The sequence below is a fragment of the Pseudoalteromonas sp. SG45-1 genome, from assembly GCF_014164135.1.
Taxonomy (GTDB): domain Bacteria; phylum Pseudomonadota; class Gammaproteobacteria; order Enterobacterales; family Alteromonadaceae; genus Pseudoalteromonas; species Pseudoalteromonas distincta.
The window spans coordinates 1-15,166 of record NZ_JACJEP010000007.1 but is presented as its reverse complement, the minus strand read 5'-3'; the positions used below and the strand labels follow the sequence as shown (position 1 = coordinate 15,166).

17 protein-coding genes and 1 tRNA gene are annotated in these 15,166 nt (G+C 36.8%); 10 read left to right on the top strand and 8 right to left on the bottom strand.

The genetic code is table 11. The features are described from left to right. Positions 1-47: 47 nt before the first annotated feature. From H5117_RS08275 to H5117_RS08230, 10 genes are all read left to right on the top strand, one after another. Positions 48-857 (top strand): sulfite exporter TauE/SafE family protein, encoded by an 810-nt coding sequence (locus H5117_RS08275; RefSeq protein ID WP_002958702.1) that lies wholly within the window; start codon positions 48-50, stop codon positions 855-857. Between the two features lie 13 nt (positions 858-870). Continuing rightward, positions 871-1,674, top strand: a complete 804-nt coding sequence (gene lgt, locus H5117_RS08270; protein ID WP_002958701.1) for a prolipoprotein diacylglyceryl transferase — start codon at positions 871-873, stop codon at positions 1,672-1,674. Positions 1,675-1,687: 13 nt separating this feature from the next. Continuing rightward, on the top strand, positions 1,688-2,539 hold the full coding sequence (locus H5117_RS08265) for a thymidylate synthase (protein ID WP_024594909.1): 852 nt from the start codon (positions 1,688-1,690) through the stop codon (positions 2,537-2,539). Between the two features lie 23 nt (positions 2,540-2,562). Then, complete coding sequence (gene galU, locus H5117_RS08260) at positions 2,563-3,441, top strand: UTP--glucose-1-phosphate uridylyltransferase GalU (protein WP_002958699.1); 879 nt, start codon at positions 2,563-2,565, stop codon at positions 3,439-3,441. 700 nt (positions 3,442-4,141) lie between these two features. Next, complete coding sequence (locus H5117_RS08255) at positions 4,142-4,825, top strand: SPOR domain-containing protein (protein WP_024594911.1); 684 nt, start codon at positions 4,142-4,144, stop codon at positions 4,823-4,825. A 107-nt stretch (positions 4,826-4,932) separates the two neighbouring features. After that, positions 4,933-5,523: an SPOR domain-containing protein gene (locus H5117_RS08250; protein WP_138488674.1), complete on the top strand. Its 591-nt coding sequence runs from the start codon at positions 4,933-4,935 to the stop codon at positions 5,521-5,523. Between the two features lie 48 nt (positions 5,524-5,571). Further along, positions 5,572-6,165 carry a FlgO family outer membrane protein gene (locus H5117_RS08245; protein ID WP_182716107.1) on the top strand — a complete coding sequence of 198 codons (594 nt, stop codon included), beginning with the start codon at positions 5,572-5,574 and terminating at the stop codon, positions 6,163-6,165. A 13-nt stretch (positions 6,166-6,178) separates the two neighbouring features. Further along, positions 6,179-6,871, top strand: a complete 693-nt coding sequence (locus H5117_RS08240) for a FlgO family outer membrane protein (RefSeq protein ID WP_024589981.1) — start codon at positions 6,179-6,181, stop codon at positions 6,869-6,871. Between the two features lie 7 nt (positions 6,872-6,878). Further along, entirely contained in the window at positions 6,879-7,547 is a 669-nt protein-coding gene (locus H5117_RS08235) for a FlgO family outer membrane protein (RefSeq protein WP_182693886.1), read from the top strand. A 72-nt stretch (positions 7,548-7,619) separates the two neighbouring features. After that, positions 7,620-7,694: transfer RNA gene (locus tag H5117_RS08230), tRNA-Arg, on the top strand. Positions 7,695-7,965: 271 nt separating this feature from the next. Here the strand turns inward: H5117_RS08230 and H5117_RS08225 are convergent. From H5117_RS08225 to H5117_RS08190, 8 genes are all read right to left on the bottom strand, one after another. After that, a complete protein-coding gene (locus H5117_RS08225; protein WP_182737142.1) occupies positions 7,966-8,811 on the bottom strand; it encodes a DUF4435 domain-containing protein in 846 nt (281 codons plus the stop codon). A gap of 35 nt (positions 8,812-8,846) precedes the next feature. Next, a complete protein-coding gene (locus H5117_RS08220; protein ID WP_182737139.1) occupies positions 8,847-10,124 on the bottom strand; it encodes an AAA family ATPase in 1,278 nt (425 codons plus the stop codon). Between the two features lie 451 nt (positions 10,125-10,575). Then, entirely contained in the window at positions 10,576-12,342 is a 1,767-nt protein-coding gene (locus H5117_RS08215) for a replication endonuclease (protein WP_182737137.1), read from the bottom strand. A 3-nt stretch (positions 12,343-12,345) separates the two neighbouring features. Next, a complete protein-coding gene (locus tag H5117_RS08210) occupies positions 12,346-12,639 on the bottom strand; it encodes a hypothetical protein (RefSeq protein WP_182737135.1) in 294 nt (97 codons plus the stop codon). After that, a complete protein-coding gene (locus tag H5117_RS08205) occupies positions 12,632-12,877 on the bottom strand; it encodes an AlpA family transcriptional regulator (protein WP_008170945.1) in 246 nt (81 codons plus the stop codon). The genes H5117_RS08210 and H5117_RS08205 overlap by 8 nt, the downstream gene beginning before the upstream one ends. A gap of 105 nt (positions 12,878-12,982) precedes the next feature. Continuing rightward, positions 12,983-13,939 (bottom strand): hypothetical protein, encoded by a 957-nt coding sequence (locus H5117_RS08200; RefSeq protein WP_182737133.1) that lies wholly within the window; start codon positions 13,937-13,939, stop codon positions 12,983-12,985. 56 nt (positions 13,940-13,995) lie between these two features. Continuing rightward, a complete protein-coding gene (locus tag H5117_RS08195; RefSeq protein ID WP_182737130.1) occupies positions 13,996-14,352 on the bottom strand; it encodes a nucleotide pyrophosphohydrolase in 357 nt (118 codons plus the stop codon). Further along, positions 14,312-14,959, bottom strand: coding sequence for an HNH endonuclease (locus tag H5117_RS08190; RefSeq protein WP_182737126.1), 648 nt, complete (start codon positions 14,957-14,959; stop codon positions 14,312-14,314). The genes H5117_RS08195 and H5117_RS08190 overlap by 41 nt, the downstream gene beginning before the upstream one ends. Between the last annotated feature and the right edge of the window lie 207 nt (positions 14,960-15,166).

The following is a 15,166-nucleotide window of genomic DNA, read 5'->3' as shown; positions in this document are numbered from 1 at the left end:
TTATAATCCTTTAATATATAAACCTTAAAAGGGTATTTGAGATTACTATGTATGACTTAGGTTTGTTAGTCGCAAGCTGCGCACTACTAGGCTGTATTGTTGGGTTTTTAGCTGGGTTACTAGGCATTGGTGGCGGTTTAATTATCGTTCCAGTTCTAAGCACTCTGCTACTGTCATTTAATGTAACGTCGGCTGATCATGTATTAGTAATTGCTATTGCAACCTCACTCGCTTCTATTTTATTTACTTCAACGTCTTCAGCGCTGGCTCATCATAAAAATGATAACGTGCCTTGGGATATTGCCCCATGGGTTATGTCGGGTGTGGCTTTAGGTGCACTTATTAGTGGCTTTGCAGCAAGTTTAATCCCTGAACAAATATTGCGTACAGTGTTTGCTATAAGTGTTGTATTTATTGCAGCAAGAATGGTGCTATCCGCGCGTAATAAACCGATGTCAGATAAACCGTTACCAGCAGGTCCTATTTTAGGTGGATTTTCTGCGATAATGGGCGGATTATCAGGTTTAATTGGTATTGGTGGTGGTGCTTTAATAGTACCTATGCTTAATTATTTTTCGGTTGATATAAAAAAAGCAATTGGCTGCGCAGCCGCGTGCGGAATTGTTATAGCATTATTTGGCTCTATTGGTTACATCAGCGCAGGCTGGCATGTTACCGATTTAGAGCATGGTTTTGCTGGGTTTGTTTATTTACCTGCATTATTTGGAATTGTTATTACCTCGTGGTTTGTTGCGCCTATTGGCGCCAAAGCAACTCACTATTTACCTGTTAATACAATTAAGAAAGTTTTCGCGGTGCTGCTTGTAGTTATCGCAATTAAAATGGTTTTTAGCTAAAGGTTTATTTTTTATGGCACTTGAGTTTCCTCAAATTGATCCAATTATTTTTTCTGTTGGACCGCTAAGCGTACGTTGGTATGGCTTGATGTATTTAATAGGTTTTGCATTTGCGATGTGGTTTGCAAATCGTCAAGCATCAAAGCCAAATTCGGGTTGGACTAAAGAGCAAGTAAGCGATTTACTGTTTTACGGCATGTTAGGGGTAATACTAGGTGGGCGTATTGGCTACGTATTGTTTTACCAGTTTAGTTACTTTATAGAAAACCCACTGTATTTATTTAGAATAGACCAGGGCGGTATGTCGTTTCATGGTGGAACACTTGGCGTTATAACTGCCGTCGCAATTTTTTCGTGGACGCGTAAAAAGTCGCTTCTTCAAGTGGGCGACTTTGTTGCACCACTGGTTCCTGTAGGGCTTTTAGCTGGACGTATTGGTAACTTTATAAACGGTGAATTATGGGGGCGTGTTACCGACGTGCCATGGGCAATGGTATTTCCAACGGGCGGTCCGCTTGCGCGTCACCCATCGCAATTATACGAAGCATTTTTTGAAGGCTTAGTGCTGTTTTTAATCCTGCAATGGTTTATTAAAAAACCACGTCCAGCAGGCAGCGTAGCCGGTGTATTTTTATTAGGTTATGGCGTGTTTAGATTCTGTATTGAATATTTCCGCCAACCCGATGCACAATTAGGTTTATTTGCCGACTTTATATCAATGGGACAAATACTTTCGTTACCTATGATTGTAGGTGGTTTAGGCTTATTAATTTGGGCATATAAACAACCTAAACAAATAACCACAGCTAAAGCATAATAAGAAGTAACGCATGAAACAATATTTAGAATTATGTCAGCGTATTGTTGACGAAGGGCAGTGGGTCGAAAATAAACGTACAGGTACGCGTTGTTTAACCGTTATCAATGCTGATTTAGAATACGATGTGGCTAATAATCAGTTTCCGATGATCACTACACGCAAAAGTTACTACAAAGCAGCGATTGCTGAATTGCTAGGCTATTTACGCGGGTACGACAGCGCTGCGCAATTTCGTGAAATTGGCTGTAAAACGTGGGATGCTAACGCAAACGATAACAATGCATGGCTTAATAATCCTAACCGTAAAGGTGAGGATGACATGGGGCGTGTTTACGGCGTACAAGGTCGTGGTTGGCAACGACCAGATGGCTCAACGCTTGATCAGCTTTCCAAAGTTATTAATAACTTAAAAAATGGCATTGATGACCGTGGTGAAATAATCACGTTTTATAATCCAGGTGAGTTTGAGCTTGGTTGCCTGCGCCCGTGTATGCATACACACACTTTCTCCTTACTTGGTGATACGCTATATTTAACGTCATACCAGCGAAGCTGTGATGTGCCACTTGGCCTTAATTTTAATCAAATTCAGTGTTTTGTGTTGCTTGCGCTAGTGGCTCAAATTACCGGCCACAAAGCGGGTAAGGCGTATCATAAAATTGCTAATGCACATATTTACGAAAACCAACTTGAGCTGATGCGTGATGTGCAGTTAACGCGTGAGCCATTTGCATCACCTCAGTTAAAAATTAATCCAAAAATTAAATCATTAGAAGACATAGAAACGTGGGTAACACGAGACGACTTTGAAGTAACAGGCTATCAATGCCACGAAGCGATTCAATATCCATTTTCAGTATAATAAAAGATTAAGGAAAACATAAAATGAAAGCAGTCATCCCAGTAGCAGGCCTTGGTACTCGTATGTTACCAGCCACTAAAGCAATTCCTAAAGAAATGCTGCCAGTGGTAGACCGTCCTTTAATTCAATATGTAGTAAACGAAGCCGTTGCTGCAGGCATTAAAGAAATAGTGTTAGTAACGCACTCAAGTAAAAATTCAATCGAAAATCACTTCGATACGAGCTTTGAACTAGAAGCTACTTTAGAAAAGCGTGTAAAGCGGCAACTACTTGCCGAAGTGCAAGCAATCTGCCCTAAAGACGTAACCATTATTCACGTACGCCAAGGTGAAGCAAAAGGCTTAGGCCATGCTATTAGTTGTGCTGCGCCTATTATTGGTAACGAACCGTTTGTAGTTATTCTACCTGATGTAATTATTGATGATGTAGAGAGCGATCTTAAAAAAGATAACTTAGCAGAAATGATCGCTAATTTTGAGCAAAACAAGCATAGCCAAATAATGGTTGAGCCAGTACCAATGGATGAAGTAGATAAGTTTGGTGTGGTTGATTTAGGCGATGTTGACTTAAAACAAGGTGAAAGCTCGCCAATTTTTAACATGGTAGAAAAACCGCCAGTAGACGAAGCGCCATCTAACTTAGCTGTAGTGGGTCGATACGTATTAAGCGAAAACATATGGCCGTTACTTGCAAAAACTCCGCAAGGAGCAGGCAATGAAATTCAATTAACTGACGCAATTGCGATGTTAATGGAACACGAAAAAGTAGATGCATACGCTATAAAAGGCCGTAGCCACGATTGTGGAAGTAAAATTGGTTATTTAAAAGCGACTATTGAATTTGCACTTCGTCGCGATGAATTTGCTGATGAATTAAAGTCATTTATTAAAAAACTGATTTAACAGTTAATGTAAATCATGAAAGGCGCCTATATCGGCGCCTTTTTTATGAGTTTTATCAGGCCTGTTTATCTTTCGAGGCTAAATTTGCAGCAGGCTGTTTGGTATTTAGGCAAGGCAGAGCCTATGTAGTGTGGTTATTCCCCATAAATAGGTGATAACGTAGTATAGATGCCAAACATGCGCTGCCCGAAGGGTTCTGCCTCGGGGCAATTTACTCTTTGTTGCCTACATGGATGTAGGTAAGGGGCGTGAGCAGGACGCGGAAGCTTTACTCGGTTTTTACTTATTCTTACAGGGATGTAAGTCAGTAGAATAACGCAGGAGCAGTTATCGAGCCCACTAGGTTACAAACTTCGCGCCGCGATTAAATAGCCCCTAGATTGAACAAGTTTTAATCCTGAAAGGTCAACAGGCCCTAGAATAAAATAGGAAAGGAGCCTCTCTAAAAATAAAATTTTTAGGTCATTACAGACATATTGTTATTTATGTTGTAAAGTTTGTGTTAACTGGCATTGAATTTGTATTAAATAATGCTCTCAAGGAAGGGTGGGAGTATGCAACGTTGTGTTTTACAAAACACTGACAAGCATGCGAAGAGCTAAGTTTTATAGCTTACAGCTTAAATAAAGTTAAACGCTTTCTTGTGAGAATGTTTAACTGAAATGTAGTGTAAGAACACTGCTTTCAGGACAGCAAATACATGTTTATATATAAAAAAAATAACATTGGGCTTTTACTTAGCTTGCTAATGCTTTTATTTGGCACAGCATGCAGCGTTACGCCTGAAATAAAAACTATTGATGAACAGCCTCAAAGTAACTCGCCTGACTACGTATCAATTACAGCCTTGGAGCTTGCTCAGCTAAAAGATGCTGCAATGCAGTGGCAACAAGCTCGTGAAGGCATAGAGCGAATTTTAAGGTTAGAAAAAGAAATAACTTATCTCGTAAATCATATTGATATTATAAACAGCAAAGCAATTGCGCAGTCTAATCAAGGGTATAGCAGCAAGTCTGTACGTTCACCACGAAACACACGCAATGTTAAGTCACGCCAACAAGTTAAACAAAACTACAGTAATAAAAAACAAGCTGTAAAATTAAATAAACCAAAACATGTATTTGCTTTACAGGTAGCTTCGGTTGACTCAGAGCAAGGTGTGGCTAAAGCATGGCAAGAGCTAAATACTAAAGCAGCACCGTTATTTAGAGACAAAATATTGACTAACGTAGAAACCGCCAAAATAAACGACAAAATGTTTTACAGGCTAAAACTTGGCTCTTACCAAAACTTTAAAAATGCAAAAGCAGACTGTGACGTATTCAAGCTGTATAAACTCGATTGCATAGTAAGTAACTACACCGATAAGCCAGTAAGGCTGTAGTTAAGAAACTTGCTTAAAAATTGTTTATCCATAAAATACACCCTTCATAATTAAATACGTTTAGGGGATAAATAACCCCCTAAACAACGTCATTTTAGGGAAGTTAAATGTTATTAAAATGGAGTTTAGAATGCATGATGCTAATGGGTGTACTTGTTTTATCTGCATGTAACTCATCTCAACAAGTTAAAATGACTCAAGCAACCCCGCAACCGATTCTTATTGAAAAGTCTGATTTAGAGCAGCTCAAAATCTCTGCGGCACAATGGGAAAGCTCTCAACCAAAAGTAGAGGAGCTACTCAAGTTAGAAAATAAATTAACGCAGCTTGCTACTAATCTAAAACAACTGAATGATTCTGATTCTCTAAATAGTCTTGTAAATGATGAAGTCAATAACGAAAGTATATTAAAAACCCACTCGGCATTGTTTGCTTTACAAATTGCCGCTTTTAAAAATAAAAATGCATTGCATAAGAAGCTCAGCGAATTCCAAGAAAAAATACCACAAAATATTATCTCACCCACTGAGATAAATGTAGAAACCGTAAGTGTTAATAACACAACTTTTTATCGATTGAAGTTAGGTGCTTATAGTAATTCAGCGGACGCAAAAAGTGATTGTTTAGCCCTTATAAAGCAACAAGTAACATGTTTTGTTAGCTATTATGTTCAACAACCTTACAGAAGTACGATATAGGCATACAAATTGCTTTATCCTCAGTATGTTTTGAAGAGGATGGCAATTATGCGCCTTTTACTGCCTTTATTATTTTTAAATTTAGCTGCTTGTAACTTGGTGCCACCACCAGAACCAAGTGTGCCTACAAATGCACCTAAAGCGGCCATGGCTCCTTTTACGGTTAATGACTATGTAGTTAATTTAACGTCGCAACTTAACCACCTAAATGGAGCGTTAAATGCTAATGCACGTGTTGGCGTTAGTAGCTTCTTTTATGCAGATGCACTAGATACAAAATTAGTGACAGGGCAGGCCTCAGGCTTAAGTCAGCAGATCCAAGAAAGTCTGCTTACGCAATTTACTCAACTAGGTTATCACACCGTTGAGTACAGACTTGGGAATAACCTCTCTTTATTAGAAAACTCAGACAGTATTTTAAGTCGCGATTTAAGTAAATTACGTAATCGCCAAAATATTGACTTAGTTATCACAGGAACAGTGACTCGCCAGCAGCATGCATACATAGTTAATGCACGGCTTGTGAATATAGAAAATAAACAGGTGCTCTCTGCGGGAAGTACCGAGATCCCAATTAATGTAATGTGGGGCAATGAGAAAATTCAGCAGCGTGACGGACTTTTATACCGAAGCGAATACTAATTTGGAGCACAAAATGAAAAACCTATTAATTACATTATGCTTACCACTGGGCTTTGGTTGCTCTCAAATACTAGGCACAATGAATACAGACACCGCAACACCACAAAGTGAGCAAAGCAATCAACTGGTGAGTAACCAACGCGACGTTGCAGCGCCTGTTTCTGACGATAACTTATTTCAGTCAGGAATGGCTCCACAAGATAACTACACAAAAGCAACACCGCCAATGCGTAAAAATATTAACCATTATGTGCGCGGCATAATGCAAGACATGGTTGAAAACTTACAGTACGTAAGTGAACAAACACCATTAGCTGTTTCGAGTTTTATTTTTTTAGATGAAGACTACAACGATGGTAGCTTACTAGGAAACCAAATTGCAGAAAGCTTCATGCATGAATTACACAGCTTTGGTGTACCCGTTATTGATTTTAAAACAACTGATTATATGCGTGTTACCTCAACAGGCGACTTTGTATTTAGTCGCGACTATTTAGAGCTAAATCAAGATCAAAACTTTAAGTACGTACTAGCCGGTACGCTTGTAAACCATCAAGGTGGTGTACTTGTAAATGCACGTATTGTTGGGCTAGAAAGTAAGGCCGTAGTCGGTTCTGCACAAGGGTTTATTCCACAGTCGGTTGTTGATGCACTTAATAGTAGCTATCGCACTGATGGCATAATGTTAAAACAAGCAAGCAAGTGAGATAATTATGTATAGTAAATTATTAAACCGCTTTATCGTTTTTTTTGCTTTAGCTAATTTAACTGGTTGTGCCTTTACTCAAAATAATGAAAGTGCTGAAATGAATGCATCTTCAACCACACAAGTAAATTATGACCTAGCAAGCATGCTTAAAACAGCCGAGCAAAAATCAACTCAAGACGATGCTAACGGCAATCAATTTACACCACTTCAGCACCATAAAACACTTGCTAACTATGTAGAGCAAATGGCACTTGATTTGGTTGATACGCTTGAATTTGAAAGTGATACCGACACCAATATTAATATTGCCGTTACTACTTTGGTCGATCTTGATTCATCGCTTACTAAAAGTAATCAATTGGGTAATCAAATTTCTGAAACATTAATTCATCAGTTACAAAAGTTTGGTTATGGCGTGGTTGATTTTAAAACAACCCAAACAATAGATGTAAATAGCCGTGGTGATTTTGCTTTCTCGCGGGATATTGAAAAGCTTAGCGAAGAGCAAATGGCGAGCCATGTATTAGCGGGTACATTAATTTATCGACATGATGCTGTTGTTGTAAATACACGTGTAATTAATGCGCATACAAAAAAAATCGTCGCGAGTAGTCGAAAACTAATCCCAATTTATGTACTAAATAAAGAAGATATATACTTATCAAGCAATTAAGTTCAGTTGTCGCTTGATATAAAAAACCAGATGCCGTTATAATTCAGACCTCTAAGCACACAGCTTATTTGTGGCCTCTTAGTTAAATGGATATAACGGCCCCCTCCTAAGGGGCAGTTGTAGGTTCGATTCCTGCAGGGGCTACCAATTAAATCAATGGGTTACGTTTTTTGTGTCTATCCTTTTACTTTCTGTGTAGCACATGTGTAGCGCTGTAAACTAAATTCACGACAGTTAATTTGTTAATGAAAAATATTTTAAAACTTATTTTCATACTTCATTCATCAACCAATTAAAGAACTAAGTAACTTTTTAAGACTGATATTACTTCGTTTTTTAATATTCATCTAAAAAGCACAACTATCGGAGCTCAATCAAAGGAAGCCTATTTGATTAAACTCCCAAGAAAATTGCCGGATTACGCAGCTATTAGGTTACCAATTATTTCAGAATAATAATCGTCTTTAACTTGTTCGGATTTCCTGAAATACCTATCAATCATAGAGGATACAATCAAATCCTTCGGTAAAGATTTAACTCCCTCCAATTTTCCAATAATATAATTTACATTAGCGAGAGCTAAAGCTTCCTTTAATTTCCCATAAGAGAAAGTAATTGGACACTTATCCAAAGCTATACCTTGTAAGCTAACGGGTCTTGGTAATGATGGCTTCTTCTTATTCAAGACTGTCTGAATTTGCGCCATATTTATAAGAGGTAATGACTTTCCGCTTATAAACCTTTCGCCTTTACAATCGGTTATCAACTTTATTCCGCTAGATCTAAATAGTACTTCTAATTTTAACAATCTGAAGGCTTGTTTATAAAATTCGGCATATGACTTTTCTATAGCTTCAACGTACTCATTTTTTATTTTATTTGTAAATAGCATTGATTTGATTTGTTCTTCTACCAACTCTTTCTGATATACGTCATTTTCCCAGCTATACCCTTTAGTATATAAAATGTGAGGGCATTGAACCTTATTGCCAATAAAGTCGTCTAAATCAGAGTCTCTAGCAACAGCAATATTACTAATCTTACCTTCAGAGAGTAGTTCGCAAATTTTATTTGTAGCTGTTTTAGAACCTAATGCTCTGAACTCCACTTCTTTGTCGAAGCCATAAGCATTAAATATACCTGACCAAAACTTTATATCTACAGACGTTTCATTAAACTTACCTTTTAATATATCGATAAACGGGTATGAAATTTCTCCACCTTCAGTAAAAACTATTATATCAACTCCGTGAAAGAGAGCCATGTTGGACAACCCTGAGTTAGTTCTGGTAAATGACATTAAAATAATTTCTCCATATCAAATACTCTATCACCAAACCTACTAACAACATCTGGCGAGTGCGTAGCAAATATAATTTGGGCTTTAGGATTTAAATTCAATAGGTTATCAACAAGGCTTTCCTGCCATTTTACATGTAAAGATAATTCAGGTTCATCGGCTATGTATACACAAGCTTCATTTTGTTGTAGAAGCGCTTCTCCTAAAACAATTAATAATTGCTTTTCACCAGATGAAAGTAGTTTTAATGGTAAGTCTTTTCCTGATTGAGTTGTTATTTTTAGTTCGTTCCTTTCATCAATAGAAAATACTTTTCTTTGCATTAAATCGTTGACTATACTTAAGAAGGTTTCTTTTGGTTTAAATATTTCTTTTCGTTTTTCAACAAGTATATTCCAGTCTTCAATAATACTATCAATTCTATCATTTAATATAATTGCAGCTACATCTATATTAGATAAACCATCACCTTCACTTACTTTTTTAGAGGCCTTAGTTAAAGTTGTAAAGTGGTTATCTACTCTTGATGTATATTTTTTCTCGTCTAATTTGAACTGAGAAAAGATAGCATTTAAAGCCTCTTTCTCACTTTCAATATTTAATTCTGTATCTCTTCTAAATAAACTTCGCTGATGGGTTTTTCCTACGAGCATAGAAAGAAAAATTGCTTCTTGAAACTTTTCTAATAAACCAGAACCCTGCCTTCCTAATATTGAAAAGTACCTCACTAGTCGGTTGGATAATTCATCAAGCTTTCTATCAACGGTCGACTCGAAAGATTTTCTATCACGCTCTTCACTGGGAGATGCCCTGTGAACTGATAACCAGCTGACGGAAGTGATTCTATTTAGGTGATCTATAATTGTTTTGCCGTAAACATTTCGCATTTCTCTAGATAAAACATGTCTCGGGAAATCACGAAATCTTATGTGTTCCTCGTACTCGTCTAGTGAGTATATTTCTGCTTTTTCGCTAGCGCTATTTTTTATTCTGTACTCAATCTCTCGAAATGGAACACCATTATTCTCTTTTTTTAAAACAATGACTTCAGGTTTTTTTCTACCGTTGGATTCTTTTAAAATTATTGATATCGAATCAAAGTCAATTTTATCAAGGACTGAAAAGTCAGCTTTCAAGGCTGCTACAATTAAATTAATTGCGGTAGTTTTACCAGAGCCATTTATCCCAATAAGGAAATTAACATCCTCATTAAAATTAAAAGTAAGATCTCTGTCTCCCCAAAATCCATTTATTGTGACCTTTTGAATAAAGTTCATCTTAAGTACGGTGTCCTTGATAATTTCGATAACTATTTAAATGTACATTTCATTAAACTCAAAAATGCACAAGTGAAATACATTAATAACAAACTATTTCACTTATTACTACCTATAAACGTATTACAAAATTTATATTAACTAGGGTATGAATCGAGTTGCTTTCCTCATGATATAGCTAGGGAAAAATTCAAAATGTTAACTACCACTTATGCTAAATCATATAGTACAGTTATTTACAGAACTCCAAGTAAGAGCCTTTTTGCCATTCTGGCAAATGATAAGTTAAAGGTAATTTCTGGCTTTGTACTGGTGTTTGATATGGCCTAAAGCTTAGTTAAGAGCTTTAGCTATTTGAAAGATTGTATTTAACTGCAATTTTCTATAAAAGTGATAGCTTTAGCTCTTTTTAGATAATAGGGAGCTTTAGCTAATAAGTTATAGCTTTAGGTTATGCTTTTTCGACCTTCCATGAGTAGTGCCTTGTGATTATGGCTTTACCAGCGAACCACAAGCCTTTTACTTTGAGTATGAGTTCACCATCATAATAGCTTTGTAAGCACTCGCCAGTTTCTTCAGCGATGTTTAAATCGTAATGTAATCTGATAGGTCTATCTTTTAGCTTTATGTGTAAACCGCCCATAGCGAGTATGTAGCCTTTCCAATCGCTATTATCAGCAGCAAAGCGAGCTTGTTCTAATAGGCTATCTTTTTTATCCTTAAACATTGAGCGTAAACGTCTTAATTCGCGCCATACAGACACGCTAGCACCGCCAATTTGTTGAAACTGGCGAATACACCAACACGATGCCCACGCGTCAATACGTTGCGCTACAAGCAGCGAATCGTTACCGAACTTATCTTCGCCTACACCTTCACCATCAATGTTTTTTGCTATGTATTTTAAAATATAACCAGTGGCGGAACCTTTATTTGGGTCTATTTGTTTAAAGTCACAACGGTTTTCGGCTGCGCCTTTTTCGTCACCATCAACTTCTAGCGCGTAATGGCGAATAATTGCTTTTAATGCGTCTAGCTTTTCGCTCTCAATAAAAAACAGCATATGCCAATGCGGTGTGCCGTCATGTTGTGGTTCTGCTACACGAAAGCCATAAGGCGCAATATTTTGACGTTTAAACTCTGCACGGGCTTTTTGCCATTGGTGGTTTAAATAGCTATTGGCTTCATCAGGCATAAAACCTTCCCACTTAGGGTTAGCAGCGCCTGATTTAGAAAAAGCACGATGGTATTTAGAAGGGCATGTAACCGTAATAAAAAGTGCTTCATGACCTAGCTCTTTCGCTAGGTCTTCAAAACCTCTTGCTCTACATAGTAGTTCATCTTTTCGTATCTTAGGGTTTGATACATTTAGGTCGGATATTTCTTTTAACGAGTAGCGCTGGCCTTGCTCGTTAATTATAAAAGTCGAGCTAAGTAATTCGTCACTTCGTTGGCGCTGAGTAATGCGGTTTTGAGTTGTTATATTACTCGCATAAATTTCTCTTTTTCTGTTTACGAAATTTAAATGCAGTGCAGCTTTTTCGTTTGCTTGAGTAATGAGTTTACGAAACTTTCGTAGCCACCAACGGTTATCGATATAGCGTTTTATACAGCCTGATATTTTAATGTTGTTTTTAGGCTCTATAGGCGAAATACCAAACTTAATGGCGTAGTTTGATAAAAAATCAAAAAGGGCTTTTTGCTTGGCATTAGCGAATTCGCTATTAATTTCGGTACTGGTCGAGCGAAACACAGCGGAATTTTCGCTACTGACTTCGCTGTGAGTGATTTTACTACTACGAAACTCATGCGAAACGGTTCGCTCTAGTTCGTTATCATTTCGCTGTTTGTTTTTAGCTTGGTAGTAAAGGTAGTTAACTTTTTCGGGGTTAATGGCAATCTGGCGGCAATAGTTTGCACACTCTTTCGCTATGTTGTTAATGTCATCATCAAAGCAAAAAAATAGGTGAGCGAGTTTTTTTGGTAAGAGTTTATAAAGCTTATTTGTTGTATCTAAAACATGGCGATTGCGCTCAAAGCTGTTCGGTTTGTTAAAAGCATCAGTTAAAATTGTGCTTTTAATCTTATTAGAGAATGGCGCTAATTTTTTAGTTAAAAACGCCGCATCATACCTATCAACTAATGCTAAATACGGCGTTAAAATATCGTCTTGTTCATTAATCGCTTTTGCAATTAATGTTTCTCTAAAAGTACTCATTGGCTATTTGGGGTTAGCGTAAGCAAACACAAAACCACGACCTTTTTTGGTCAAAAAGTAATGTTCATATTTAACGCCAAAGTTATAAATTATTTTACTTGTTACAAGTTCTTCATTAACCAACTTACCAAGTGTACGCGTATCAAATTTAAACGGTTGCCCATGCTTACTAACATAGGTATGTAGTCCGTTCATTTGTCGATATGAATAACCAATCTCACGGCAAATTTCGAAATAAGTATTTTCTAACGATAACCAAATTAGTAGTCGAGTTTGCTCTTTAGTTAACTTAGGCATGATCACCCCCATTAGGGTTTTGGCCTAAATGCTCCAAGCGACAAAAGTTATTTAGCCAGTTATCTAAATCATCTTTTAAATACCGAACAGTGCGGCCAATTTTAATAAATGGCGGGGCAGGAGTTCTATTAGTGCGGTTCCCTTCCATACGTGATTGACGTAAAAAAGAGCGACTCATACCGATATACTCGGCTGTTTCAATTTCTGATAGTGCGCGTTTGTTTGTGGTGGTTGGCATAAGTGCCTCCTGAGTTATTAACGTTTCAGGAGGTGTTTTACAATGCAGATTTTTTTAAATGAGCTTATCGATGAGTTGGATGAGCTTATCGATGATTTTTAGTTACTATTTTTTGATAAATAGTTTCTTTTTTACTTTTGACACTCTATTAGCAAAAGCATCATAGCTAATCGGCAATCTTGGTTTTCCACTTCTGTCTTTCCATTTGATATGACTAACAGTGATTTCTGTTAGTAAGTTATATTTATCAAATACTCTATAGTCTTTATTATCATCAAGCTCATATTCAAGGTTGCGCCAATAAAGTTTAGCTGTAAGTGCTGGCTCTGCGCTTATTAGCCTAACTAGCAACTCATGAAAGTCATCAGTACGGGTTTCAGTGGTTTGCATACCTTTTGTGATTGGTGAAATAGCTTTAGTTACTTCGGCTTGTGTAATTTCTTGTGTTTTACCAATACCAGCTTTTAATAAGTCTCTATGTAAAATACAAATATCGGCTAACTCAAAATTAATTCCCTCTGAATAAAATTGTACTTTCGGTATTCTGGCATCAAATTCTTTTTCATATTCGTTTGGTTTAGATTGTTCTGCACCTAATGCTTTAAAAGTATTAGTCATCGCATTTTTAAACGAATGGAGCGTGTGTTCTTGCTCTTTTGGGAACAGCTTTGCAGGAATTCTGTCCCAACTAATATCGCTAGGCTGCTTTGGTTGCCATGTATGTAAAAAGGCATTAGGTGTTTTTGATTCAAAAGGATAGTCATAATTTGCGCTAACTATCTTATCTTTGTTCAGTAACCAAAAGTATTTACAGTTAGTTTTATGCTTTGAGAGGAGTGTTAGCTGATCCTTCTGAGTGATACTTGCAAAACCACTATATTTGACAGAGGCATATCCAATAAAGCCATTACCCTTCATCCAACCACCGATAATGAATTTATTATCGGTGAGTCTAAAAGCTAAATCGAGTTTTGAGTTTTCAACTAAATAAAGCACATCACTAAAAGATAAATCGAACCGTTTTTCTAGTTCATCTAATCGGTAATATTCTTTTTCAATCATTAATGAATTCCGTTTAATCTTTTGCGTTGACTCAAATATAAGGCAAGTTAAAACAACTATAGCTTATTGTATTTTGTGGCTTTACCTTTACTCAAGGAAACAGGGTATTTTTGAGCGTTTAAGTCAATTTTTTTAGTTGCACATTCAAGAATATCAATCCCCAACTTGTCACTAATTTGTATTAAGTAAAGGAATACATCAGCTAGCTCTTCTTTCACAGATGTTAAAGTTTCTTCATTATTCTCTAGGTATGACTCACTTTCAGATAGCCATTGGAAATGCTCAATTAACTCCCCAGCTTCACTAGAAAGTGCCATAACTAAATTTTTCGGAGAGTGAAATTGCTCCCAATCTCTTTCTCGTGAAAAATCTCTAAGCCTGTTTATCAACTTTTCTATTTCGTTGCTTTTCATATAGTTCTCTAACAGCATTAAGTGTTAACCAAGGTCTGTTTCTATGAATCATTCTGTGGCAGTTTGCACATACAATCGCAAGGTCATCTAAGCTTGTGTTTACTACACTGTCTTTGGATAAATCAGCTAAAGGGTTTTTATGATGACATTCAGCATACATAAAACCTCTTTCACCATAAGCTTCAGAAAAGGAAAAGTCACATACTTCACAGCATAAATCGCCTGTTTTTTCAAAAGTTAATCGTTTCTTTTCTTGAGGGGCTAACGAATCTCGCTCTCTTTTTTTGTGTAAACTGTAATAAACTTTTCCTTCAGTGCTATAAGGCTCTTCTTGTTCTTTTAAGGTGTTTTTTTCTGTTTTAATTTTTACCTTATCTTTAGGCTCTTTTAATTTAGTATCAAGAGGTACCACTTTGCCACTTGCACCTATAGAAAGGATAATTGCATTAGAATAGCCAACATCAAATGTGTCAGGTCGGATTTTAATGTTCTCTTGTTTATCTATTATTTTAAAATTAAATCTGTGGGGATATAGCTTATCTTGCCAGTGATAGGTAGTTGCTTCATATGGTTCTTTCGTTACTTCTGTAACAACTAACTCATCCAAGTTACATTTAAATTGGTTAACATCGGAGCAGAATTTTGGGAACCAACCCGGTCTCTCACCTCCATCTTTAGGCCAAGACATTTGTAGTGGTAAATTAATTTTGGCCACCCATTAAGAAAGAAATGTTATGCTGATAAGCATACAAATTTGGGTGAAAAAATGACGAAATTAAAACGTGCAACGTATTCTGCAGCAATCAAATTAGAA